Genomic DNA, 23260 nt, shown 5'->3' with positions numbered 1-23260 from the left:
TTTTGATAGAGCGAGTGTAGGGAGGGCGGTAGAAAGAAGATGAAAAAATAGCGTTGGCCGGTGTAAAAAAAGTATAAAAATGGCTGAAATTACAGCAGAAAATGGCTTTTTAGCCTCGATTTTGGGGGGCGTAGCGCGATTGGACTCCTGTTTGGGGGCGTGAAGATGAAGGTTTGCGTAAACAGGGCGTAAATAACCACAATGTAACCAATGGTTAGTTAATTATTAACCTTGATGTAACAAAATTACGGATTAGGCGAATTATTTGCGATTTTTTGTGCGATTCAGTGGTCGGATGAGTAGTAAACTTTCATCAATTGCGCTAAAATTTTGTCCAGTTACCAAATGGTCTTGTTTCTATTGTTTACGCCAGCGCTGTTTCGCAGCAAATCAACGGCCAGGCGTTTTTGAGGAGGTTCGCATGTCTACTTATCACGCTTATTCATTGCATCGGATTCTCCTGCGCCGCAGCGCAGTGATCCTGGCAGGTGTGTTGGCTTTACCGGTAATGCTGTTCCGCAGCGACCGCGCCCGTTTTTACAGCTATTTGCACCGCGTCTGGTCAAAAACCAGCGATAAGCCGGTCTGGCTGCAACAGGCGGAACTGGCGTCCTGCGATTTCTACTGATCGCAGCTTGCCCCAACGAAAACCCTCGCTTTCCAGCGGGGGTTTTTTTATGGCTGCGGTTCGGGCATGGTGTCGATAGCGTTCGTGTCATAGCGCGAATTCTTCTACACTTTTAGTCACATCCAACGCTGCGGGAGCCTATCAATGAGTGACAAAATTCCGGTCGGTATCAGCGCTTGCCTGCTTGGCGAGACGGTACGTTTTGACGGCGGCCATAAACGGCTGGCCTTTGCGGTGGAACAACTGGCCCCTTTTGTGCGGTTTGAGCCGATTTGCCCGGAAATGGCCATCGGTTTACCGACCCCGCGCCCGGCGCTACGGTTGATCAAAAAACAACATCACGTGGCACTGCGCCACAGCAATGACGATAGCATTGACGTAACCGAGCGGATGCAGCAGTTTTCCGAGCAGCGAATCGCCGCTTTGCAGCACCTGTGCGGTTACATTGTTTGCGCCAACTCGCCAAGCTGCGGCATGGAGCGGGTCCGTCTGTATGATGAGAACGGTAGCGGCGCGCGTAAAAGTGGCGTCGGATTGTTCACCGCCGAGCTACTGCGGCAAATGCCCTGGCTGCCGGTGGAGGAGGACGGGCGGCTGAACGACGCTACACTGCGGGAAAACTTTGTCGAACGCGTTTATGCGCTGTATGAGTTAAACATGCTGTGGCGTAAAGGCCTGAGCCGCGGCGGCCTGATCGCCTTTCACAGTCGCTATAAGCTGTCGCTGTTGGCGCATTCGCAGCAGGAATACCGGGAGCTTGGGCGTTTTGTGGCGGGCATCGATAAATGGGATTCGCTGGAAGCCTTCACCCTCGAATACCGCAGTCGCCTGATGAAACTGCTGGCGCACAAGGCTACCCGTCGTAACCACACCAACGTATTGATGCATGTGCAGGGCTATTTCCGCAATCATCTGAGCTCCGCGCAGCGCCAGGAACTGGCGCAGTTGATCGATCGTTATCGGCAGGGGGTGCAGCCGTTGTTGGCACCGATAACCCTGCTCAAACATTACATGGCCGAATACCCCGATCGTTATCTGGCCGACCAACGCTATTTCGAGCCCTATCCCGAGGCGCTGCGCCTGCGTTATGGCCACTGATTGACAAGGAGTTTTATGACCACGCATCTGGTCTGGTTGCGTAACGATTTGCGTATCACCGACAACAAAGCCCTGCACACCGCCTGTAGCGATCCCGAAGCTCGGGTGTTGGCGGTGTTTATCGCCACGCCGCAACAATGGCAGCAGCACCAAATGGCGCCACGTCAGGCGGCGTTTATCCATGCGGGTTTGCTGCAGGTGCAGCAGGCCCTTGCCGAGCGCGGCATTCCCCTTAGCTATCACCAATGCGACGACTTCTCAGCTGCAGTGGATTGGCTGGTGGCGTACTGCACACAGGAGCGGGTGGATGCGCTGTTTTACAATCGCCAGTACGAAATCAACGAGCGCCAGCGCGACCAACGGCTGGAACAGCGTTTAGCCGGGCAGGTGATTTGCCAGAGTTTCGACGACAGCCTGCTGCTGGCGCCGGGGAGCGTGCAAACCGGCGGCGGTGAAATGTACAAGGTCTATACGCCTTTTCGTAAAGCCTTTATCCAGCGTCTGACCGAATCCGACATCCGCTCTGTTCCCGCCCCCAAACCGCGAGCCGGTGGCGCACTGCCCACCCCTGCGGTACCCGAGGCGTTCGATTATCCACCGGCAGAGCCGACCGGGGATTTTCCAAGCGGGGAAGAGGCGGCTTTGCAGCGATTACGTTCTTTTTGCCGGGAGCAGGTGCAAGACTATCTTAAGCAGCGCGATCTACCGGCCATTGACGGTACCAGCGGCCTGTCGCCCTATTTGGCGATTGGCGTGTTGTCACCGCGCCAATGCTTTAACCGCCTGCGTGCTGAATGCCCACAGGTGCTGGAAAATCCCGACGGCGGCGCTTTTGGCTGGCTGAATGAACTGATCTGGCGCGAGTTTTATCGGCATTTGATGGTGGCCTATCCTGCGTTATGCAAGCACCGTCCCTTTATCGATTGGACGGATAAGGTACGCTGGCGGAACGACCGTGAGCTGCTGCAGGCCTGGCAGCAGGGCGCCACCGGCTATCCGATCGTTGATGCCGCTATGCGCCAATTGAATAAAACCGGCTGGATGCATAACCGGTTACGCATGATCAGCGCCAGTTTTCTGGTGAAAGACTTACTGATCGACTGGCGCGAAGGTGAGCGCTATTTCATGTCGCAACTGCTGGACGGCGATCTGGCGGCCAACAACGGCGGTTGGCAGTGGGCGGCCTCCACCGGTACCGACGCCGCGCCGTATTTCCGCATCTTTAACCCGACCACTCAGGGCGAACGTTTTGATCCGCAAGGCACTTTTATCCGTAAATGGTTGCCCGAGCTGGCGGATGTACCGGACAATGCTATCCATCAACCCCATCGCTGGGCAGAACAACAGCAGCGCGTGCTGGATTATCCGCTGCCGATTGTCGACCACAAGCAGGCGCGGCTGGAAACGCTGGCGGCCTTTGAGGCGGCGAAGCGCGGGGAATATTAAGGCAACAGCAAGGAGCGAAATAATGATGAAAAAGGTGCTGGCCCTGTGCCTGAGCGGCTATTCAGCCCTGGCGCTGGCCGGTTTTGACGTGGTGGCGCTGGGCGTGGATGGCGGCGTTAGCGACGGCAATCTGACCTCTTATCTGATCCGCAGCGACAACCAACCGCAGTATCTGGCGCTGGATGCCGGCTCGTTGTTACCGGGTATCGCCAAAGGGCTGGAGAAGGGGAGTTTCCCGCAGGTGACCCCTGAACTGGCGGCGCCTTATACTCCGCAGGGTTATGTATTCCGCCAACTGATCGGCGCTTACTTTATCAGCCATGGTCATCTGGACCACGTGGCGGGGTTGATAATCGGTTCGCCGGAGGACAGCAAGAAGAATATCTATGCCCAGGCCGATACCATTCTGACCCTGCGCAATCATTACTTTAACTGGAAGGCCTGGCCCAACTTCACCGATTCCGGCAACGGATCGCGGTTGGGGACTTACCGGCTGCAAACCGTGCGCCCGCAGCAGCGTGTGACCCTAGGCATGACCGGTTTGAGCGGCGTAATGTATCCGCTCAGCCACGATCGGTATCCTTCTTCGATGCTGCTGGTCTCCGATCGCAGCGGCTCTTTCGCCTATTTCGGTGATACCGGCCCGGATGCGCTTGAGCAGTCGCGCAATCTGGACGGCGCCTGGCGCGCGTTGGGGCCGCTCATCGAGCAGAAAAAGCTGAAAGGCATGATCATCGAAAGCTCCTATCCCAACGAGGTTGAAGATAAAAATCTCTACGGGCACCTGACGCCGGCATGGTTGTTGAAAGAGTTGAAAAATTTGACCCAGTACAGTGGGGGAGAAGGATCGCTGAAGGATTTCCCGGTGGTCATCAGCCATATCAAACCCAGCCTGAAGCAAGGGCAAGATGTGCGGGCGACCATCAAACAGCAGTTGGAACAGGGCAACGATCTGGGCGTGAAATTTATCCTGATGGAACAGGGCGACCGCCAGACATTTTGAATTGAAGAGAGAATTTTTATGCGTAACCTCGATCTTGAAAAGTTGATCAACACCGAACTGAATACCGGCGCGTTTCAGGATTACGGCCCTAATGGGTTGCAGGTGGAAGGGCGGCCCCATGTGCAGCGTATCGTTACCGGCGTTACCGCCTGTCAGGCGCTGCTGGATGCGGCGGTGGAACACCAGGCCGACGCCGTTGTGGTACATCACGGCTACTTCTGGAAAAACGAGGCGCCCTCGGTACGTGGCATGAAGCGCAATCGGCTGAAAACGCTGTTGAGCAATGATATCAACCTGTACGCTTATCACCTGCCGCTGGACGCGCATCCGGTGTTGGGCAACAACGCGCAGCTGGCGCATCAACTGGGCATTCGGGTGATTGGCGAAGTGGAACCGCTGGTGCCGCACGGGGAATTTGAACAGCCGCTGACCGGCGTTGAACTGCAGCAACGTATTGAGAGCCGCCTCGGGCGGGCCGTACTGCACTGTGGTGATAACGCCCCGGCGCATATCCGCCGTGTGGCCTGGTGCACCGGTGGCGGTCAGGGCTTTATCGACAGCGCCGCGCGATTTGGCGTCGATGCTTTCATTACCGGAGAGGTTTCTGAGCAAACCATTCACAGCGCGCGTGAAATGGGCATTCACTTTTTTGCCGCCGGGCATCATGCCACTGAACGCGGTGGCGTCAAGGCGCTCGGTGAATGGCTGGCTGAGCAGCATGGTTTTGATGTGACCTTTATCGATATCCCGAATCCCGCCTGATTTCCCTCCGAGGATCCAGCCCGGTTTATACCGAGGCTGAATCCTTTTAATAGCCTAATCCCTTATTTTCTCGAAGGTTGTTCTATTGACAGCCGGAGCGCTGTCGCGCATAACTGATGTGTTTTCATCGCGATAATAATAAGGAGAAAAGGGTGCAACGAGCACGATGTTACTTGTTAGGTGAACGCGCGGTAGTGCTTGAACTGTCGCCGCCGGTGACGCTGCCAAGCCAGCAGCGGATTTGGGCGCTGGCCGAAAAGCTGAATCATCATCCCGACGTGCGCGAAGTGGTGCCCGGCATGAACAACCTTACGCTGCTGCTGAAGACGCCGCAGGCCGACGCCGAAATGATGTTAGCGCTGTTGCAACAGGGATGGGACAGCGAGGAGATCCTGGTGCCGGAATCACGTCAGGTGGATATTCCGGTGATCTATGGCGGACAGGACGGGCCCGATCTGGATGAGGTCGCGCGCCACACCGGCATGACTCCGCAGCAGGTGGTGGAGTGCCACTCCTCTGCGGATTACGTAGTCTATTTCCTTGGTTTTCAACCTGGTTTCTCCTACATGGGCGGCATGCCGGACAAGTTGGCAACGCCGCGCCGTGCCGAACCGCGCCTGTCGGTGGCGGCTGGCTCCGTGGGTATCGGTGGCAGTCAGACCGGTATTTATCCGCTGGTGACCCCCGGCGGCTGGCAGTTAATCGGCCGTACACCTCTGGCGTTGTTTAATCCCTATGAAATGCCGCCCACCCTGCTGCGCCCTGGCGACAGCGTGCGGTTTGTGCCACAGAAGGAGGGCGTATGCTGAAGATCCTGCGTGCGGGCATTTACACCACGGTGCAGGATTTGGGCCGTAACGGTTTCCGTCGTCTGGGCGTCAGCCAGGGCGGCGCGCTCGACGAACCCGCGTTGAGGATCGCCAACCTGCTGGTGGGTAACGATACGAATGCCGCCGGTCTGGAAATCACCCTCGGGCAATTTAGCGCCGAATTTACCCGGCCAGGCTGGATCGCGCTGACCGGCGCCGGTTGTGATGCGCAACTGGACGGCAAGCCGCTGTGGACCGGCTGGCGTTATCAGGTCAGTGCGGGCCAACAGCTGATGTTGAAAATGCCAAAACGTGGCATGCGCAGCTATCTGGCGATAGACGGTGGCATCGCGGTGCCGGAAATACTCGGCTCACGCAGCACCGACAACAAAGCCGCTTTTGGCGGGCTGGAAGGACGTAACCTGCGAGATGGCGACTGCCTGCCGTTGGGAGCGGGGCGCGAATTGCAAAAGCAAAGCACCGGCGTGAAACAACTGTTGTTCAACAACCGTATCCGGGCCTTGCCGGGGCCGGAATATGACGAATTCAGCGAAGAGGCGAAAGAGTCTTTCTGGCGTACTGCCTGGCAACTGAGCCCGCAGAGCAACCGTATGGGCTACCGCTTGCACGGCAGCAGCGCGCTGAACCGTACCACTGAACGCGAAATGTTGTCGCATGGCCTGTTGCCGGGCGTGGTGCAGGTGCCGCATAACGGTCAGCCTATCGTGTTGATGGCCGATGCTCAAACTACCGGTGGTTACCCGCGCATTGCCTGCGTGATCGAAGCCGATATCTATCATCTGGCGCAAATCCGTCTGGGCGAAGCTATCCACTTTGTACCCTGTACCCTGGCCCAGGCGCAACGCGCCAAGGCCGAACAGGAGCACTTTATCCAACAGATTGCCTGGGGGTTAGATGAACGTTGATTTGAATGCCGATCTGGGTGAGGGCTGCGCTAACGATCAGGCGCTGCTGCAATTGGTCAGTTCGGCCAATATCGCCTGCGGTTTTCACGCCGGAGATGCGCAAACCATGCGCCAGTCGGTGCGTTGGGCGCTGCAGTACGGCGTGGCGATTGGCGCGCATCCGAGTTTTCCCGATCGCGAGAACTTTGGTCGTACCCGCATGCAGTTGCCGCCGGAAACGGTGTATGCGCAGGTGGTGTATCAACTCGGTGCGCTGGCGGCGATCGCCCGTGCAGAAGGCGGGGTAATGGTGCACGTGAAGCCGCACGGCATGTTGTACAACCAGGCGGCCGTGGAGCCGGCGCTGGCGGAAGCCATTGCCCGCGCGGTTAAAGCAGTCGATCCGGCTTTGCGCCTGGTGGGGCTGGCGGGCAGCGAACTGATCCGCGCCGGTGAAAAGCAAGGTTTGGCGACGCGACAAGAGGTCTTTGCCGATCGCGGTTATCAGGCCGATGGCACGCTGGTACCACGGGGCCAGCCAGGGGCTTTGATTACCAGCGACGAACTGGCGCTGGCGCAAACGCTGGAAATGGTACGCCACCATCGGGTTCACACTCTGGACGGCACCTGGGCCGCTGTTCGGGCCGAAACCGTCTGCCTGCATGGCGACGGTGAACATGCGCTGGAATACGCGCGCACGCTGCGCCAACGTTTTGCCGTGGAAGGCATTAACGTCAGCGCAGAATAAAAATAATTAAACATACACAACACACAACACAATAATACCCAATGGATTTCGAGTCACAGCCAGGCAGCAAGGGGGTAAATCTCCAGGAGCTTACTTGAGTAAGTGACTGGCGTTTGCCCATGCAGCTAACAACGCTGTGGCTTGAAAGACGAGGGGAAAAGGAAGGCGCTATGGAACAGGTTGTTAACTTATGGCCACTGATTGGCATTGCCGCCATCGTGGTCGGGTTTGTTTTACGCTTTAACCCCGTGCTGGTGGTGATTGTCGCCGGCATTATCACCGGACTGGCGGCATTGATGCCGCTGGATGTGATCCTGGAAAAACTCGGTGAGGGCTTCTTGAATACCCGTAACCTGCCGCTGATCCTGCTGCTGCCGTTGGCGGTGATCGGTTTGCTGGAACGCCACGGTTTGAAAGAGCGTGCACAGGCATGGATCGCCAAAATCAAAAGCGCCACCGCTGGACGTTTGTTGATCGTCTATCTGTTTGTGCGTGAAATTACTGCCGCCATGGGGCTGACCAGCCTGGGCGGGCACCCGCAAATGGTGCGTCCGCTGTTAGCACCCATGGCGGAAGGGGCTGCGGAAAACCGTTACGGTGAGCTGCCGGAGCGTACGCGTCACCGCCTGCGTGCCATGTCTGCCGCGACGGATAACGTCGGGTTATTCTTTGGCGAAGACATTTTTGTGGCCTTCGGCGCGATCATCTTCATGCACAACTTTATGCTGGAATCCGGCGGTATCCAGACCGAGCCGCTGCATATCGCCTTGTGGGGAATTCCCACCGCTATCTTCGCCTTCCTGATCCATGCGTTTCGACTTTACCGGATGGATAAGCAGCTCAGCGCTGAATTGTCGCAGCTTAATCAGGCGGCACTGCAGGCCAAAGGAGATGCCCAATGACTTTCCAACAACAATATCTCTATTGGTTGGCCGGCGTGGTACTGCTGATTGTCGCCGTGATGTCGTTCCGCGATCGCGCCAACCCGCGGCGTATTACCACCGGTTTGTTCTGGGCGTTGTACGGTGTTGTGTTCCTGGTTGGCGACTGGACCTATAGCCTGTTGGGCGACGTGCTGGGGGAGGGCAGCAACGAAAAACGCATGCTGCATATTATCGTCGGCGTGGTGGTCGTGGTGATGGCGTTGATCGCCGGCTTTGGCGGTGTGCGTCTGGGTAGCTATCATCAACGTACCCCACAGCAGCGCGAAGAGAGCGCGAAACGTCTGGGTAACCGGCTGTTTATTCCGGCACTGGCCATCCCGGTGGTGACGGTGGTTGGCGTGCTGCTGTTCAACAATATTCCGGCATTGCAAACGGCGGTATTCGGCAGCGGTAACCACGCAACCTTGATTACTCTGTTCTCGATGACCGTCGGTTGTTTGCTGGGGTTGGTCATTGCGGTGAAAATGACCCATGAGAAAGCGCTGCAGCCGATTCAGGAAGCGCGCCGCCTGCTGGACTCCATCGGTTGGGCGTTTATTTTGCCGCAAATCCTCGCCACGCTGGGCCTGCTGTTTACCACCGCAGGCGTCGGTACCGCCATCTCTCATCTGACTCAAGAGTATCTGGCGGTGGATAACCGCTTTATCGCGGTGGCGGTTTATGCCATCGGTATGGCGCTGTTGACTATGGTGATGGGTAACGCCTTTGCCGCTTTTCCTATCGTCACCGCCGGTATCGGTATTCCGATCCTGGTGCTGCAACACGGTGGTAACCCGGCGGTGATGGCGGCCATCGGCATGTTTTCCGGCTATTGCGGCACGCTGATGACGCCAATGGCTGCTAACTTTAATATTGTACCGGCGGCGTTGCTGGAATTGCCGGACAAGAATGCGGTGATCAAGGCGCAGGTACCGACCGGGGTGCTGCTGCTGCTGGTGAACGTGTTCCTGCTTTATTTCCTGATGTTCCTTTAAGGAGAACGCATGCAAAAGGTATTGATCACGGGCTTTGAGCCCTTTGGCGGCGAGCGCGTTAATCCTTCGTGGGAAGTGGTAAAGCAACTCAATGATATGGAGCTTTCCGGCGCGCGTATTATTGCGCGCCAGCTGCCCTGCGTATTCGGCGCGGCGCTGGAAGCGCTCAATGAGGCGATTGATGACGTGCAGCCAGTGATGGTGTTAGCTATCGGCCAGGCCGGTGGACGGACTGACATTACGCTGGAACGCGTGGCAATCAATATCGACGATGCGCGTATTCCGGATAATCAGGGGCAGCAGCCGATAGACGAGCCTATCGTTGAAAAGGGGCCTGCGGCCTATTTCAGCACTTTGCCCGTCAAGGCTATGGTCGAGGCGATGCGTGAAGCGGGCATCCCTGCTTCGGTATCGCAAACGGCCGGCACCTACGTTTGCAACCATGTGATGTACGGCTTGTTGCACCGTTTGAGCAAGCAGCAGGCGATCAAGGGCGGGTTCATTCATATTCCTTATCTGCCGGAGCAGGCTGCTGCACATCCTGGCGCCCCCAGCATGGCGGCAACCACGGTCCTGTTTGCGCTGGAATTGGCCGTTTCCATTGCGCTGCAGGTTGAACACGATTTGAAAGTCGTCGGCGGCGCGACGCATTAATCGCCGTTTTTACCCCGGCGCGGTTTGTCGCGTCGGGGGCTACTCAGGAGTGATTCTATGCCGGAAGGACCGGAGATTCGCCGGGCGGCAGATGCATTGGCGGCGGCGGTGATCGACCAGCCGCTGACCGACGTCGGTTTTGCCTTTCCCCAGCTTAAACACTATCGCGACCGGTTAATCGGTGAGCGGATCATTGCTATCGAACCGCGCGGCAAGGCGTTACTGACCCACTTTTCCAATGGGCTGACGCTTTATAGCCATAACCAATTGTATGGCGTGTGGAAAGTGGTGAACGCGGGGGAAACGCCGGAAACCAAACGGGATCTGCGCGTACGGCTGGAAACGGCGGAGCGGGCAATTCTGTTGTACAGCGCGTCAGATATTACCCTGGGGCCGCGCGAAGAAATTGAACAGCATCCGTTTTTGCAACGGATCGGCCCCGACGTGCTGGATATGACGCTGACGGAAACCGCGGTAGAACAGCGACTGTTGTCGCCGAAGTTTCGTCGCAGGCAACTGGGTGGCATGTTGCTCGATCAGGCGTTTCTCGCCGGGCTGGGCAATTACCTGCGCGCCGAAATTCTCTGGCAGGCCGAACTGGCACCGCAGCATAAGCCGCAGGATCTGTCACCGGAGGCTTTGCAACGGCTGGCAAAGGCCCTGCTGGCGGTACCGAGGCTGTCTTACCAGACTCGCGGGCAGGTGGATGAGAACCGTCATCACGGCGCGTTATTCAGTTTCAAGGTGTTTCACCGCAGCGGAGAACCCTGTGAACGTTGCGGCGCGATGATCGTCCGTACCTCGTTGTCGTCGCGGCCGTTTTATTGGTGTCCAGGTTGTCAGAAATAGCAAAAAAAAGCCGCCCATCGGGCGGCTTGTGCTGCTTTATGTAGGATAAAGCGGCGTTATTTGTTTTTCACCTGGGATTTGAAATCGCGTTCGGCATAGCCGGTGTACAGCTGGCGCGGACGGGCAATCTTGATGCCTTCGTCGTGCATTTCGTTCCAGTGTGCAATCCAGCCGATGGTACGGGCGATGGCGAAGATTACGGTGAACATGGATGAAGGAATACCCATTGCCTTCAGAATGATACCTGAGTAGAAGTCGACGTTCGGGTACAGCTTCTTCTCGATGAAGTACGGGTCGTTCAGCGCGATGTGTTCCAGCTCCATCGCCACTTCCAGCAGGTTGTCGTCCTTCTTGTTCAGTTCTTTCAGCACTTCGTGACAGGTTTCGCGCATCACGGTGGCGCGTGGGTCGTAGTTCTTGTACACGCGGTGGCCAAAGCCCATAAGGCGGAAGGAGTCGTTCTTGTCCTTGGCGCGCTTGATAAACTCAGGGATGTGCTCAACGGTTTTGATCTCTTCCAGCATTTTCAGCGCGGCTTCGTTGGCGCCGCCGTGTGCCGGCCCCCACAGGGAGGCGATACCGGCCGCGATACAGGCAAACGGGTTAGCGCCTGAAGAACCTGCGGTACGTACGGTAGAGGTGGAAGCGTTCTGCTCGTGGTCTGCGTGCAGGATCAGGATGCGATCCATTGCGCGTTCCAGCACAGGGTTCACCACGTATTCTTCACACGGGGTTGCGAACATCATGTGCAGGAAGTTACCGGCGTAGGACAGGTCGTTACGTGGGTAAACGAACGGCTGGCCCAGGGAATATTTATAACACATGGCCGCCACGGTAGGCATTTTGGACAGCAGGCGGAACGCGGTGATCTCGCGGTGACGCTCGTTGTTGACGTCCAGCGCATCGTGGTAGAACGCCGCCAGGGCACCGGTCACGCCGCACAGTACTGCCATTGGGTGCGAGTCGCGGCGGAAACCACGGAACAGATGGGTGATCTGGTCGTGGATCATGGTGTGGCGGGTTACGGTCGTTTTAAAGGTTTCGAACTCTTCTGCGGTTGGGGTCTCGCCGTACAGCAGGATGTAGCACACTTCCAGGTAAGAAGACTCTTTCGCCAGCTGTTCAATCGGGAAACCGCGGTGCAGCAGCACGCCTTTGTCACCGTCGATAAAGGTGATTTTTGATTCGCAGGAAGCGGTAGAGGTAAAGCCGGGATCAAACGTGAAATAACCTTTGGAGCCCAGGGCGCGGACATCGAGGACATCGGGGCCCAGTGTCGGGGATAATACGCCCAGTTCGATTGGAGCTTCACCATCATTAATGGTTAGCGTCGCTTTCTTATCAGTCATTTACTGTCTCCTTAGCGCCTTATTTTAAAAACCTCTAACAACTGAAATACCTTAATTCTCCTCAGGTTGCCCGCAAAAAATGGTGCGGACGCTAACTCTGTGAGCGACTGCGCAAATGCGCGGGTAGGGTACAGAGTGCTAACCAGGCGAACGAGGCGGGTGACCAGTTGTTAACGATTCATCGGAATTCGTTATATTCTGTTAATCTTACCTACGACGTGTTCGGGGGTTGTTGAACCTATCCCAATAAACTGTTTTATATGCCTTATTTTGTTTAATCTGCGGCGAACTGCTGCAAACATGTCCGGCAAAAACCGCCATTGGGATAGGTTCTGCCAAATACACTGTTGCATATCTTGAACACAGGGGGAAGTGTATCTGCTGACCTATAGCGCATCATAGGACCGTTTGTGCCCCTATATGTAATGGAATTGTTGATCTCTTGTCAAATCAGATAATTAATTTTGTGCCAATTGTGAAATTCGTGATCTAAATCACTGTTCGGGGGAAATGTTACCAAAGGGATTGTATGGGAATTGTAATCAGAATGTGATCCTCCTATACTGCCGCCAGGTCTCCGGGATACCCTGAAGTAGGAGCACCCAGCGTTATAACTACGCGCCGTTTAAGCACAGAGGATGTTGTTGTTTGAGCGCGTGACGTGTGAGGGTTTTGGCTCTTAACGCTGTCTGATCCCCGCCCAGGCCGGAGGAAGGAAAATAATAAGAGCTGTGTGGGCAAAAACGTGAAAAAACAAAGACCTGTCAACCTGGATCTGCAAACGATCCGGTTTCCCGTAACTGCGATAGCGTCCATCTTACACCGAGTCTCTGGCGTAATTACCTTCGTTGCCGTGGGTATCCTCCTCTGGCTGCTGGGCCTGTCTCTCTCTTCCCAAGAGGGGTTCATGCAGGCTGCCGCCATCATGAATAGCTTCGTTGTCAAATTCATATTCTGGGGCATCCTCACGGCGCTGGCCTATCACATTTGCGGTGGTATTCGCCACTTGTTAATGGATTTTGGCTATATCGAAGAGAGTTTAGCTGCCGGTACCCGTTCTGCCCAGGTGGCGATCGGTCTGACCGTCGTGCTGTCAGTTCTGGCTGGAGTCCTCGTATGGTAAACAATGTTTCTGCATTAGGACGCAACGGCGTACACGACTGGTTGTTACTGCGTGCTTCCGCTATCGTCATCACCCTGTATGTTCTGTATATCCTGGGCTTCTTCGTTACGGCTCCGGATCTCACCTACGAAATCTGGCGCGGCTTCTTCGCCACCTCTATTACGAAAGTGTTCACTCTGCTGACGCTGCTGTCGATTCTGGTTCACGCCTGGGTCGGTTTGTGGCAGGTATTGACGGATTACGTCAAACCTTTGGCGGTACGCCTGGTGTTGCAACTGGCGATTGTTGTCGTGTTGCTGGTCTATTTACTGTACGGAACAATCGTAGTGTGGGGTGCATAAGATGAAACTGCCGATCAGAGAATTTGATGCTGTAGTTATCGGTGCAGGCGGCGCAGGTATGCGCGCGGCACTGCAAATTTCTCAAGCAGGCTCCAGCTGTGCCCTGCTGTCCAAAGTATTCCCGACCCGTTCCCATACCGTGTCTGCGCAGGGCGGCATCACCGTCGCGCTGGGCAACAACCACGATGATAACTGGGAATGGCATATGTATGACACGGTGAAAGGTTCCGATTATATCGGTGACCAGGACGCCATTGAATATATGTGTAAAACCGGCCCGGAAGCGGTTCTGGAGCTGGAACATATGGGCCTGCCGTTCTCCCGTACGGACGAAGGCCGCATTTATCAGCGTCCGTTCGGCGGCCAGTCACTGAACTTCGGTGGCGCACAGGCGGCACGCACCGCTGCGGCGGCTGACCGTACCGGTCACGCGTTGCTGCACACTCTGTACCAACAGAATTTGAAAAACCACACTACTATCTTCTCCGAGTGGTATGCGCTGGATCTGGTGAAAAACCAGGATGGCGCAGTGGTTGGCACCACGGCTATCTGCATCGAAACCGGTGAAGTGGTTTACTTCAAAGCCAAGGCCACCGTGCTGGCGACCGGCGGTGCGGGCCGTATTTACCAGTCCACCACCAACGCCCATATCAACACCGGCGACGGTGTCGGCATGGCGCTGCGCGCCGGCGTGCCGGTGCAGGACATGGAAATGTGGCAGTTCCACCCGACCGGCATCGCCGGCGCCGGGGTCTTGGTGACCGAAGGTTGCCGTGGTGAAGGCGGTTATCTGCTGAACAAACACGGCGAGCGTTTCATGGAGCGCTATGCGCCGAACGCCAAAGACCTGGCGGGCCGTGACGTCGTAGCCCGTTCTATCATGATTGAAATCCGCGAAGGCCGCGGCTGTGACGGTCCATGGGGCCCACACGTCAAGCTGAAGCTGGATCACCTGGGCAAAGAAGTGCTGGAATCCCGTCTGCCGGGCATTCTGGAACTGTCGCGCACCTTCGCGCACGTCGACCCGGTGAAAGAGCCGATTCCGGTTATCCCAACCTGCCACTACATGATGGGCGGTATTCCGACCAAAGTGACCGGCCAGGCGTTGACCGTGAACGAAAAAGGCGAAGACGTGGTGATCCCGGGTCTGTTCGCCGTGGGCGAAATTGCCTGCGTTTCAGTGCACGGTGCCAACCGTCTGGGCGGCAACTCGTTGCTGGACCTGGTGGTGTTCGGTCGTGCCGCCGGCATGCATTTGCATGAGTCTCTGGCGGAGCAGGGCGAAAGCCGTGATGCCAGCGATTCTGATGTAGAGGCGTCGCTGGATCGTCTGAACCGCTGGAACAACACCCGTTCCGGTGAAGATCCGGTCGAAATCCGTAAGGCGCTTCAAGCCTGCATGCAGCACAACTTCTCGGTATTCCGCGAAGGCGATGCGATGGCGAAAGGCCTGGAAGAGCTGAAAGTGATCCGTGAACGTCTGAAGAACGCACGTCTGGACGATACCTCCAGCGAGTTCAACACCCAGCGCATCGAATGCCTGGAGTTGGATAACCTGATGGAGACCGCGTTTTCCACCGCCGTGTCGGCCAACTTCCGTACCGAAAGCCGTGGCGCACACAGCCGCTTCGACTTCCCGGAACGTGATGACGCCAACTGGCTGTGCCACTCGCTGTATCAGCCGCAATCGGAAAGCATGACGCGTCGTGAAGTGAACATGCAACCGAAGCTGCGCCCGGCATTCCCGCCGAAAGTGCGTTCTTACTAATTGCGGAGATCGATTGATGAAACTCGAATTTTCAATTTATCGCTACAATCCGGATGTTGATGACGCTCCGCACATGCAGGATTACAGCCTGGAAGCAGAAGAAGGTCGCGACATGATGTTGCTGGATGCCTTGATCCTGCTGAAAGAAAAAGATCCTAGCCTGTCGTTCCGTCGTTCCTGCCGCGAAGGCGTGTGTGGTTCCGACGGGATCAACATGAACGGTAAAAACGGCCTGGCGTGCATCACCCCGATCTCGTCGCTGCGTAAAGGCAACAACAAGATTGTGATCCGCCCGCTGCCTGGCTTGCCGGTAGTGCGCGATCTGGTGGTGGATATGGGTCAGTTCTACACCCAGTATGAAAAGATCAAACCCTACCTGCAGAACGACGGCAAGAACCCGCCGGCGCGTGAACACCTGCAATCGCCAGAGCAGCGCGCCAAGCTGGACGGACTTTATGAGTGCATTTTATGTGCTTGTTGTTCGACCTCTTGCCCGTCATTCTGGTGGAACCCGGACAAATTCATTGGCCCGGCTGGCCTGCTGGCGGCATACCGCTTCCTGATTGACAGCCGCGACACGGAAACCGAAGAACGTTTAGACGATCTAGACGACGCTTTCAGTGTTTTCCGCTGCCATAGCATTATGAATTGTGTCAGTGTATGTCCTAAAGGCTTGAACCCGACGCGTGCTATCGGTCATATCAAGTCTATGCTGCTGCAACGCGGCGCATAAGCGGAATGAGATGCTGCGCCGGGCAGTTTCCGGCGCACATCACAAAGGAGGGAGCCTCTAAAAACTGACCCGTGGCTGCGGCACTATGCAGCCAGGTTCGCCCGCCGGTTTTTAGAGGTTCCTTGTAAGGGACCGCAAGGTCCATAGCAGAACGTACCGTAAAAGTACGTCGAGTGAACCGTTTCTACGGCAAACCGTATCCATCACGGTAATTATGTTAACCACGGCGAAAACTAAAGCTTCAAAGCTTAAGGGATCATGATGCAGAACGGCGCAATGAAGGCCTGGCTGGATTCCTCCTATCTGGCGGGCGCGAACCAGTCTTACATAGAACAGCTCTATGAAGACTTCTTAACCGATCCGGGCTCCGTTGAAGATAGCTGGCGTTCCATTTTTCAACAGCTACCAACCGCGGGTGTAAAACCCGATCAGCTTCACTCTCAAACGCGTGACTACTTCCGCCGCCTGGCGAAAGACTCCGCGCGTTACAACACCACCATCAACGACCCAGACACCGATGCCAAACAGGTCAAGGTACTGCAGCTGATTAACGCCTTCCGTTTCCGCGGACATCAGCATGCCAACCTCGATCCGCTCGGTCTGTGGCAGCGTGAGCAAGTTCCTGACCTTGAACCCGCCTATCACAACCTGACCGAAGCCGACTTCCAGGAAACCTTCAACGTGGGTTCTTTCGCTATCGGCAAAGAAACCATGAAGCTGGGCGACCTGTATGCCGCGCTGAAGCAGACTTACTGCGGCTCGATCGGTGCGGAATACATGCACATTACCAACACTGAAGAGAAACGCTGGATCCAGCAGCGTATTGAATCGGTGGTGGGGCACGCCAGCTTTACCGATGATGAGAAACGCCGCTTCCTGAACGAACTGACCGCAGCGGAAGGTCTGGAGCGTTACCTCGGTGCCAAATTCCCAGGGGCGAAACGCTTCTCGCTGGAAGGTGGCGATGCGCTGGTACCGATGCTCAAAGAGATGGTGCGTCACGCTGGCAAGAACGGCACGCGCGAAGTGGTATTGGGCATGGCCCACCGCGGCCGTCTGAACGTGTTGATCAACGTACTGGGCAAAAAACCTGCCGATCTGTTCGACGAGTTTGCCGGCAAGCATAAAGAACACCTCGGCACCGGTGACGTTAAATATCACCAGGGTTTCTCCTCCGACGTAGAAACCGAAGGCGGCATGGTTCACCTGGCGCTGGCGTTTAACCCGTCGCACCTGGAGATCGTCAGCCCGGTGGTCATGGGTTCAGTGCGTGCCCGTCGTGACCGTCTGGACGAAGCGCGTAGCAATATGGTACTGCCAATCACCATCCACGGTGACGCCGCCATTACCGGCCAGGGCGTGGTTCAGGAAACCCTGAACATGTCGCAGGCTCGCGGCTACGAAGTGGGCGGCACGGTGCGTATCGTGATCAACAACCAGGTTGGTTTCACTACCTCCAACCCGTTGGATGCGCGTTCTACCGAATATTGTACTGACATCGCCAAGATGGTGCAGTCGCCGATCTTCCACGTAAATGCTGACGATCCGGAAGCGGTGGCCTTTGTGACCCGCCTGGCGTTGGATTTCCGTAACACCTTCAAACGTGACGTGATGATCGATCTGGTCTGCTACCGTCGCCATGGGCATAACGAGGCCGATGAGCCAAGTGCAACCCAGCCGGTGATGTACCAGAAGATCAAAAAACACCCTACGCCGCGCAAGCTTTATGCTGACGTGCTGACCGAACAAAAAGTCGCCAGCCTGGAAGATGCCACGGAAATGGTCAACCTGTATCGTGATGCACTCGACCGCGGGGATTGCGTGGTTGAAGAGTGGCGTCCGATGAACCTGCATAGCTTTACCTGGTCGCCGTACCTTAACCACGAATGGGATGAAGAGTACCCAAGCAAGGTTGAGATGAAGCGCCTGCAGGAACTGGCCCGTCGCATCAGCACCGTGCCGGAAGCGATCGAAATGCAGTCACGCGTAGCGAAAATCTACGCAGACCGCGCAGAGATGGCGGCAGGCAACAAAGCGTTCGACTGGGGCGCGGCGGAAACGCTGGCCTATGCCACCATGGTCGATGAAGGCATCCCGATTCGCCTTTCCGGCGAAGACGCCGGTCGCGGTACCTTCTTCCACCGCCATGCAGTGGTGCACAACCAGAAAAACGGTTCGGTCTACGTTCCGCTGGCCAATGTTCACAGCGGGCAGGGCGAGTTCAAAGTTTGGGACTCCGTACTGTCGGAAGAAGCCGTACTGGCGTTCGAATATGGTTACGCCACCGCAGAACCGCGCACCCTGACCATTTGGGAAGCGCAGTTCGGTGACTTCGCCAACGGCGCTCAGGTGGTGATCGACCAGTTCATCAGCTCCGGCGAGCAGAAATGGGGCCGTATGTGTGGCCTGGTGATGCTGCTGCCGCACGGTTACGAAGGCCAGGGTCCAGAGCACTCTTCTGCGCGTCTGGAACGTTACCTGCAGCTGTGTGCTGAGCAGAACATGCAGGTGTGCATCCCGTCCACTCCGGCACAGGTCTACCATATGCTGCGTCGTCAGGCGCTGCGCGGTATGCGCCGTCCGTTGGTGGTGATGTCGCCGAAATCTCTGCTGCGTCACCCGCTGGCAACCTCGTCTCTGGAAGAGCTGGCTAACGGCACCTTCCTGCCGGCTATCGGCGAGATCGACGAGTTGGATCCGAAAGCGGTCAAACGCGTGGTCATGTGCTCCGGTAAGGTCTATTACGATCTGCTGGAACAACGCCGCAAGAACGACCAGAAAGACGTGGCTATCATCCGTATCGAGCAGTTGTACCCGTTCCCGCATCAGGCCGTTCAGGCGGTGCTGGAGAAGTATGCTCACGTGCATGATTTCGTCTGGTGTCAGGAAGAGCCGCTGAACCAGGGCGCCTGGTACTGCAGCCAACACAACTTCCGTGAAGTGGTGCCGTTCGGGGCTTCTTTACGTTACGCAGGACGTCCAGCCTCTGCCTCTCCGGCAGTCGGTTACATGTCCGTACACCAGAAGCAGCAGCAGGCTCTGGTTAATGACGCGCTGAATATTGTTAAAGATTAAGGGAAAGCTAAATGAGTAGCGTAGATATTCTGGTACCTGACCTTCCTGAATCGGTTGCGGATGCGACCGTAGCCACCTGGCACAAGAAACCAGGTGACAGCGTCCAGCGTGACGAAGTTCTGGTTGAAATCGAAACTGACAAAGTGGTTCTGGAAGTTCCGGCAAGTGAAGCCGGGATCCTCGATGCGATCGTGGAAGAAGAGGGCGCAACCGTGCTTTCTCGCCAACTGCTAGGCCGCATCCGCCCGGGTGACAGCTCCGGCAAGCCGACCGCCGAGAAGAGCCAGGAGAAAGAAGCCACGCCTGCACAGCGCGCGACTGCCAGCCTGGAAGAAGAGAGCAACGACGCGCTCAGCCCGGCGATCCGCCGTCTGATTGCCGAACACGATCTCGATGCTGCCGCCATCAAAGGCAGCGGCGTGGGTGGCCGTATCACCCGTGAAGACGTGGAAGCGCACCTGGCTAACGGCAAAAAAGCCGATAAACCTGCCGCTGCCGCCGTTGAAGCCGCACCGCAGCCTGCTCTGAGCAGCCGCAGCGAAAAACGCGTGCCGATGACCCGCCTGCGCAAACGCGTGGCCGAGCGCCTGTTGGAAGCGAAGAACAGCACTGCGATGCTGACCACCTTCAACGAAATCAACATGCAGCCGATCATGGACCTGCGCAAGCAGTACGGTGAAGCCTTCGAAAAACGTCACGGTGTACGTCTGGGCTTCATGTCCTTCTACATCAAGGCGGTGGTTGAAGCCCTGAAACGCTTCCCGGAAGTGAACGCTTCCATCGACGGTACCGACGTGGTGTACCACAACTACTTCGATATCAGCATTGCGGTATCTACCCCACGCGGCCTGGTAACCCCGGTACTGCGTGACGTAGACACCATGAGCATGGCGGACATCGAGAAGAAAATCAAAGAGCTGGCAGTTAAAGGCCGTGACGGCAAATTGACTGTGGAAGAGCTGACCGGCGGTAACTTCACCATTACTAACGGCGGCGTATTCGGTTCACTGATGTCTACCCCGATCATCAACCCACCGCAGAGCGCCATCCTGGGCATGCACGCCATTAAAGATCGCCCAATGGCGGTTAAAGGCCAGGTTGTGATCCAGCCAATGATGTATCTGGCACTCTCTTACGATCACCGCCTGATCGACGGTAAAGAATCCGTCGGTTACCTGGTGACGGTAAAAGAGATGCTGGAAGATCCGGCTCGTCTGCTGCTGGACGTATAACCCTGATGGGCGCGTATATCTTAAATCATTGAAGTTGCATCGCGGCGGCAACGGAGCGAATCCCCAGGAGCATAGTCAACTATGTGACTGGGGTGAGAGAAGGCAGCCAACAAAGATGCAGCTTTAAGGATGACAGAGATTGCCGCGCCCACACTCTGTGCTATGTGGCCGACGAAAGTCATGCGGTTTTCCGCCAAAATGACTCGGCTAAAACCTTCAGAACTGAATGGATAGAACATCATGAATTTACACGAATATCAGGCAAAACAGCTGTTTGCTCGGTATGGCATGCCGGCACCAACCGGTTACGCCTGTACCACACCGCGTGAAGCGGAAGAAGCCGCATCCAAAATTGGCTCCGGCCCGTGGGTGGTTAAATGTCAGGTTCATGCTGGCGGCCGCGGTAAAGCTGGCGGCGTTAAAGTTGTAAACAGCAAAGAAGATATCCGCGCTTTCGCTGAAGCCTGGCTGGGCAAGCGTCTGGTGACCTACCAGACTGACGCGCTGGGCCAACCGGTTCACCAGATCCTGGTAGAAGCCGCGACCGACATCGATAAAGAACTGTACCTGGGCGCGGTAGTAGACCGTGCTAGCCGTCGTGTGGTGTTCATGGCATCCACCGAGGGTGGCGTTGAGATTGAGAAAGTTGCGGAAGAAACGCCGGAACTGATCCACAAAATGACCATCGACCCACTGGCAGGCCCACAGCCTTACCAGGGCCGTGAACTGGCCTTCAAACTGGGCCTGACCGGCAAGCAAGTTGGCCAGTTCGCCAAGATCTTCATGGGCCTGGCGACCTTGTTCCTGGAGCGCGACCTGGCGATGGTTGAGATTAACCCGCTGGTGGTGACCAAGCAGGGCGATCTGATCTGTCTGGACGGTAAACTGGGCGCTGACGGTAACGCACTGTTCCGTCAACCTGAGCTGCGTGAAATGCGCGACCTGTCTCAGGAAGACGAGCGTGAATCCCGTGCGGCACAGTGGGAGCTGAACTACGTTGCTCTCGACGGCAACATCGGCTGCATGGTTAACGGCGCAGGCCTGGCGATGGGGACCATGGACATCGTTAAGCTGCACGGCGGTGAGCCAGCCAACTTCCTCGACGTAGGCGGTGGTGCAACCAAAGAGCGCGTGACCGAAGCCTTCAAAATCATCCTGTCCGACGACAAGGTGAAAGCGGTATTGGTTAACATTTTCGGTGGTATCGTGCGTTGCGACCTGATCGCTGACGGTATCATTGGCGCAGTAGCCGAAGTGGGCGTTAACGTCCCGGTGGTGGTGCGTCTGGAAGGGAATAACGCCGAACTGGGCGCCAAGAAACTGGCGGACAGCGGTCTGAATATCATTGCTGCGACCAGCCTGACTGATGCGGCTCAGCAAGTTGTTGCGGCAGTGGAGGGTAAATAATGTCCATTTTAATCGATAAGAACACCAAAGTTATCTGTCAGGGTTTCACCGGTAGCCAGGGGACCTTCCACTCCGAACAAGCTATCGCTTACGGCACCAAAATGGTCGGTGGCGTGACGCCGGGCAAAGGCGGCACTCAGCACCTGGGCCTGCCGGTGTTCAACACCGTGCGTGAAGCGGTAGAAGCGACCGGCGCCACGGCGTCCGTTATCTACGTACCGGCACCATTCTGCAAAGACTCCATTCTGGAAGCTATCGATGCAGGCATCAAACTGATCATCACCATTACCGAAGGCATCCCGACGCTGGATATGCTGACCGTCAAGGTGAAGCTGGATGAAGCCGGCGTGCGTATGATTGGCCCGAACTGCCCAGGCGTTATCACCCCGGGCGAGTGCAAAATCGGCATCATGCCAGGCCACATCCACCTGCCAGGCAAAGTGGGCATCGTTTCCCGCTCCGGCACCCTGACCTACGAAGCGGTGAAGCAAACCACCGATACCGGTCTGGGCCAGTCTACCTGTGTAGGCATCGGCGGTGACCCGATCCCAGGTTCTAACTTCATCGATATCCTGAAGTTGTTCCAGGAAGATCCGCAAACTGAAGCGATCGTCATGATCGGTGAAATCGGCGGCAGCGCAGAAGAAGAAGCAGCGGCGTACATCAAAGAACACGTGACCAAGCCGGTAGTTGGCTACATTGCGGGTGTTACCGCGCCTAAAGGCAAGCGTATGGGCCATGCCGGCGCCATCATTGCCGGCGGCAAAGGCACTGCGGACGAGAAGTTCGCAGCGCTGGAAGCGGCAGGGGTTAAAACCGTGCGCAGCCTGGCTGACATCGGCGAGGCAGTTAAAGCGGTTCTGAACCGCTAATTTAATCTGCGGTAGTCCGTATTCAAGCAGGGTCAGACCAAGTGTCTGGCCCTGTTTTTTTTTGCCTGCGCGAGAGGGAATAGGGCATTGCGGTGGCCGTGGTGAGCGTTAGCGGCATCAATTAAAGGGGGGAGGGACGGGTGGACGTATTTAAGCGCTGCTTTATCGATAATTATTCTTTTTATTGCCTACAATTATCAGAGTAAAAAAATAAGCTAAGCTTGTCCTATTAGTAGGTTAATAAGCGTTAACATCATTCACACTCGAGACTTCATTTAAATACAGATAACCATTAAATATCACATCTATTTAACACAAAAAGTACCTAGATAGACTACGAAACCATTATGTAACATAACCACAAGATAATTATGAGAAATTGTGAGCTGAATCTGGAAATAAAATTCAGATAGGCTTAAATTGTTCCAGATCAAATTAGGGCTGAGTACCTCTTTGGGCTAAAATTTGACCTGTAACCAAAAGTCTAACCCATATCACGTAAAAACCTATTTATTGTGTGGGATTGGGCGAGTATCATCC

The 23260-nt window shown here is 56.1% G+C and carries 21 protein-coding genes; 20 read left to right on the top strand and 1 reads right to left on the bottom strand.

Features of this window, described 5'->3' with window-relative positions:
* Window positions 1-421: 421 nt before the first annotated feature.
* The 12 genes from ACMGG1_RS18145 (at window position 422) to nei (ending at window position 10820) form a co-directional block, all read left to right on the top strand.
* On the top strand, window positions 422-628 hold the full coding sequence (locus ACMGG1_RS18145; RefSeq protein WP_020825658.1) for a YbfA family protein: 207 nt from the start codon (window positions 422-424) through the stop codon (window positions 626-628).
* Between the two features lie 144 nt (window positions 629-772).
* Window positions 773-1726, top strand: a complete 954-nt coding sequence (locus tag ACMGG1_RS18140) for a YbgA family protein (protein WP_020825659.1) — start codon at window positions 773-775, stop codon at window positions 1724-1726.
* Window positions 1727-1741: 15 nt separating this feature from the next.
* Entirely contained in the window at window positions 1742-3172 is a 1431-nt protein-coding gene (phrB, locus tag ACMGG1_RS18135) for a deoxyribodipyrimidine photo-lyase (protein WP_414160911.1), read from the top strand.
* Between the two features lie 22 nt (window positions 3173-3194).
* On the top strand, window positions 3195-4175 hold the full coding sequence (locus ACMGG1_RS18130; RefSeq protein ID WP_142815734.1) for an MBL fold metallo-hydrolase: 981 nt from the start codon (window positions 3195-3197) through the stop codon (window positions 4173-4175).
* An 18-nt stretch (window positions 4176-4193) separates the two neighbouring features.
* Window positions 4194-4937 (top strand): type 2 GTP cyclohydrolase I, encoded by a 744-nt coding sequence (locus ACMGG1_RS18125; RefSeq protein ID WP_128863919.1) that lies wholly within the window; start codon window positions 4194-4196, stop codon window positions 4935-4937.
* Window positions 4938-5089: 152 nt separating this feature from the next.
* Window positions 5090-5746, top strand: coding sequence for a 5-oxoprolinase subunit PxpB (gene pxpB, locus ACMGG1_RS18120; RefSeq protein WP_020825663.1), 657 nt, complete (start codon window positions 5090-5092; stop codon window positions 5744-5746).
* Window positions 5740-6672 carry a 5-oxoprolinase subunit PxpC gene (gene pxpC / locus ACMGG1_RS18115; protein WP_262255098.1) on the top strand — a complete coding sequence of 311 codons (933 nt, stop codon included), beginning with the start codon at window positions 5740-5742 and terminating at the stop codon, window positions 6670-6672. The genes pxpB and pxpC overlap by 7 nt, the downstream gene beginning before the upstream one ends.
* Entirely contained in the window at window positions 6662-7399 is a 738-nt protein-coding gene (pxpA, locus tag ACMGG1_RS18110) for a 5-oxoprolinase subunit PxpA (protein WP_198639730.1), read from the top strand. The genes pxpC and pxpA overlap by 11 nt, the downstream gene beginning before the upstream one ends.
* Before the next feature lie 170 nt (window positions 7400-7569).
* Window positions 7570-8301, top strand: a complete 732-nt coding sequence (locus ACMGG1_RS18105; protein WP_020825666.1) for a DUF969 domain-containing protein — start codon at window positions 7570-7572, stop codon at window positions 8299-8301.
* Complete coding sequence (locus tag ACMGG1_RS18100; protein WP_048759462.1) at window positions 8298-9317, top strand: DUF979 domain-containing protein; 1020 nt, start codon at window positions 8298-8300, stop codon at window positions 9315-9317. Before ACMGG1_RS18105 ends, ACMGG1_RS18100 begins: the two co-directional genes overlap by 4 nt.
* Window positions 9318-9326: 9 nt before the next feature.
* On the top strand, window positions 9327-9971 hold the full coding sequence (gene pcp / locus ACMGG1_RS18095) for a pyroglutamyl-peptidase I (protein ID WP_020825668.1): 645 nt from the start codon (window positions 9327-9329) through the stop codon (window positions 9969-9971).
* A gap of 57 nt (window positions 9972-10028) precedes the next feature.
* Complete coding sequence (gene nei, locus ACMGG1_RS18090; RefSeq protein ID WP_046374263.1) at window positions 10029-10820, top strand: endonuclease VIII; 792 nt, start codon at window positions 10029-10031, stop codon at window positions 10818-10820.
* Window positions 10821-10876: 56 nt separating this feature from the next.
* Here the strand turns inward: nei and ACMGG1_RS18085 are convergent, their stop codons facing one another.
* The gene (locus ACMGG1_RS18085; RefSeq protein ID WP_020825670.1) at window positions 10877-12169 is read right to left on the bottom strand and encodes a citrate synthase; all 1293 of its coding nucleotides are present in this window, start codon (window positions 12167-12169) and stop codon (window positions 10877-10879) included.
* Between the two features lie 733 nt (window positions 12170-12902).
* Here ACMGG1_RS18085 and sdhC point away from each other — a divergent pair.
* The 8 genes from sdhC (at window position 12903) to sucD (ending at window position 22720) form a co-directional block, all read left to right on the top strand.
* Window positions 12903-13292 (top strand): succinate dehydrogenase cytochrome b556 subunit, encoded by a 390-nt coding sequence (gene sdhC / locus ACMGG1_RS18080; RefSeq protein WP_020825671.1) that lies wholly within the window; start codon window positions 12903-12905, stop codon window positions 13290-13292.
* Window positions 13286-13633: a succinate dehydrogenase membrane anchor subunit gene (gene sdhD / locus ACMGG1_RS18075; protein ID WP_020825672.1), complete on the top strand. Its 348-nt coding sequence runs from the start codon at window positions 13286-13288 to the stop codon at window positions 13631-13633. Before sdhC ends, sdhD begins: the two co-directional genes overlap by 7 nt.
* A gap of 1 nt (window position 13634) precedes the next feature.
* On the top strand, window positions 13635-15401 hold the full coding sequence (gene sdhA / locus ACMGG1_RS18070) for a succinate dehydrogenase flavoprotein subunit (RefSeq protein WP_020825673.1): 1767 nt from the start codon (window positions 13635-13637) through the stop codon (window positions 15399-15401).
* 16 nt (window positions 15402-15417) lie between these two features.
* Window positions 15418-16134 carry a succinate dehydrogenase iron-sulfur subunit gene (locus ACMGG1_RS18065; RefSeq protein ID WP_020825674.1) on the top strand — a complete coding sequence of 239 codons (717 nt, stop codon included), beginning with the start codon at window positions 15418-15420 and terminating at the stop codon, window positions 16132-16134.
* A gap of 261 nt (window positions 16135-16395) precedes the next feature.
* Complete coding sequence (sucA, locus tag ACMGG1_RS18060; protein ID WP_020825675.1) at window positions 16396-19209, top strand: 2-oxoglutarate dehydrogenase E1 component; 2814 nt, start codon at window positions 16396-16398, stop codon at window positions 19207-19209.
* 11 nt (window positions 19210-19220) lie between these two features.
* On the top strand, window positions 19221-20441 hold the full coding sequence (odhB, locus tag ACMGG1_RS18055; RefSeq protein WP_020825676.1) for a 2-oxoglutarate dehydrogenase complex dihydrolipoyllysine-residue succinyltransferase: 1221 nt from the start codon (window positions 19221-19223) through the stop codon (window positions 20439-20441).
* Window positions 20442-20681: 240 nt separating this feature from the next.
* The gene (sucC, locus tag ACMGG1_RS18050; RefSeq protein WP_020825677.1) at window positions 20682-21848 is read left to right on the top strand and encodes an ADP-forming succinate--CoA ligase subunit beta; all 1167 of its coding nucleotides are present in this window, start codon (window positions 20682-20684) and stop codon (window positions 21846-21848) included.
* On the top strand, window positions 21848-22720 hold the full coding sequence (sucD, locus tag ACMGG1_RS18045) for a succinate--CoA ligase subunit alpha (protein ID WP_020825678.1): 873 nt from the start codon (window positions 21848-21850) through the stop codon (window positions 22718-22720). The genes sucC and sucD overlap by 1 nt, the downstream gene beginning before the upstream one ends.
* The last annotated feature ends 540 nt before the right edge of the window (window positions 22721-23260 follow it).

The organism is Serratia sp. BNK-12 (genome assembly GCF_047456085.1).
Taxonomy (GTDB): Bacteria; Pseudomonadota; Gammaproteobacteria; order Enterobacterales; family Enterobacteriaceae; genus Serratia; species Serratia liquefaciens.
The sequence above is the reverse complement of the archived record's forward strand: the minus strand, read 5'-3'. Positions and strand labels throughout refer to the sequence as shown.

Bases quoted from the DNA above. Each gene is read 5' to 3' on its own strand.
- pxpA (WP_198639730.1), top strand. From the start codon at position 6,662: ATGAACGTTGATTTGAATGCCGATCTGGGTGAGGGCTGCGCTAACGAT.
- pxpC (WP_262255098.1), top strand. From the start codon at position 5,740: ATGCTGAAGATCCTGCGTGCGGGCATTTACACCACGGTGCAGGATTTG.
- sucD (WP_020825678.1), top strand. From the start codon at position 21,848: ATGTCCATTTTAATCGATAAGAACACCAAAGTTATCTGTCAGGGTTTC.
- ACMGG1_RS18130 (WP_142815734.1), top strand. From the start codon at position 3,195: ATGATGAAAAAGGTGCTGGCCCTGTGCCTGAGCGGCTATTCAGCCCTG.
- ACMGG1_RS18065 (WP_020825674.1), top strand. From the start codon at position 15,418: ATGAAACTCGAATTTTCAATTTATCGCTACAATCCGGATGTTGATGAC.
- ACMGG1_RS18145 (WP_020825658.1), top strand. From the start codon at position 422: ATGTCTACTTATCACGCTTATTCATTGCATCGGATTCTCCTGCGCCGC.
- pcp (WP_020825668.1), top strand. From the start codon at position 9,327: ATGCAAAAGGTATTGATCACGGGCTTTGAGCCCTTTGGCGGCGAGCGC.
- sucC (WP_020825677.1), top strand. From the start codon at position 20,682: ATGAATTTACACGAATATCAGGCAAAACAGCTGTTTGCTCGGTATGGC.
- ACMGG1_RS18085 (WP_020825670.1), bottom strand. From the start codon at position 12,169: ATGACTGATAAGAAAGCGACGCTAACCATTAATGATGGTGAAGCTCCA.
- sucA (WP_020825675.1), top strand. From the start codon at position 16,396: ATGCAGAACGGCGCAATGAAGGCCTGGCTGGATTCCTCCTATCTGGCG.
- ACMGG1_RS18125 (WP_128863919.1), top strand. From the start codon at position 4,194: ATGCGTAACCTCGATCTTGAAAAGTTGATCAACACCGAACTGAATACC.
- nei (WP_046374263.1), top strand. From the start codon at position 10,029: ATGCCGGAAGGACCGGAGATTCGCCGGGCGGCAGATGCATTGGCGGCG.
- sdhD (WP_020825672.1), top strand. From the start codon at position 13,286: ATGGTAAACAATGTTTCTGCATTAGGACGCAACGGCGTACACGACTGG.
- ACMGG1_RS18105 (WP_020825666.1), top strand. From the start codon at position 7,570: ATGGAACAGGTTGTTAACTTATGGCCACTGATTGGCATTGCCGCCATC.
- ACMGG1_RS18100 (WP_048759462.1), top strand. From the start codon at position 8,298: ATGACTTTCCAACAACAATATCTCTATTGGTTGGCCGGCGTGGTACTG.
- ACMGG1_RS18140 (WP_020825659.1), top strand. From the start codon at position 773: ATGAGTGACAAAATTCCGGTCGGTATCAGCGCTTGCCTGCTTGGCGAG.
- odhB (WP_020825676.1), top strand. From the start codon at position 19,221: ATGAGTAGCGTAGATATTCTGGTACCTGACCTTCCTGAATCGGTTGCG.
- sdhA (WP_020825673.1), top strand. From the start codon at position 13,635: ATGAAACTGCCGATCAGAGAATTTGATGCTGTAGTTATCGGTGCAGGC.
- phrB (WP_414160911.1), top strand. From the start codon at position 1,742: ATGACCACGCATCTGGTCTGGTTGCGTAACGATTTGCGTATCACCGAC.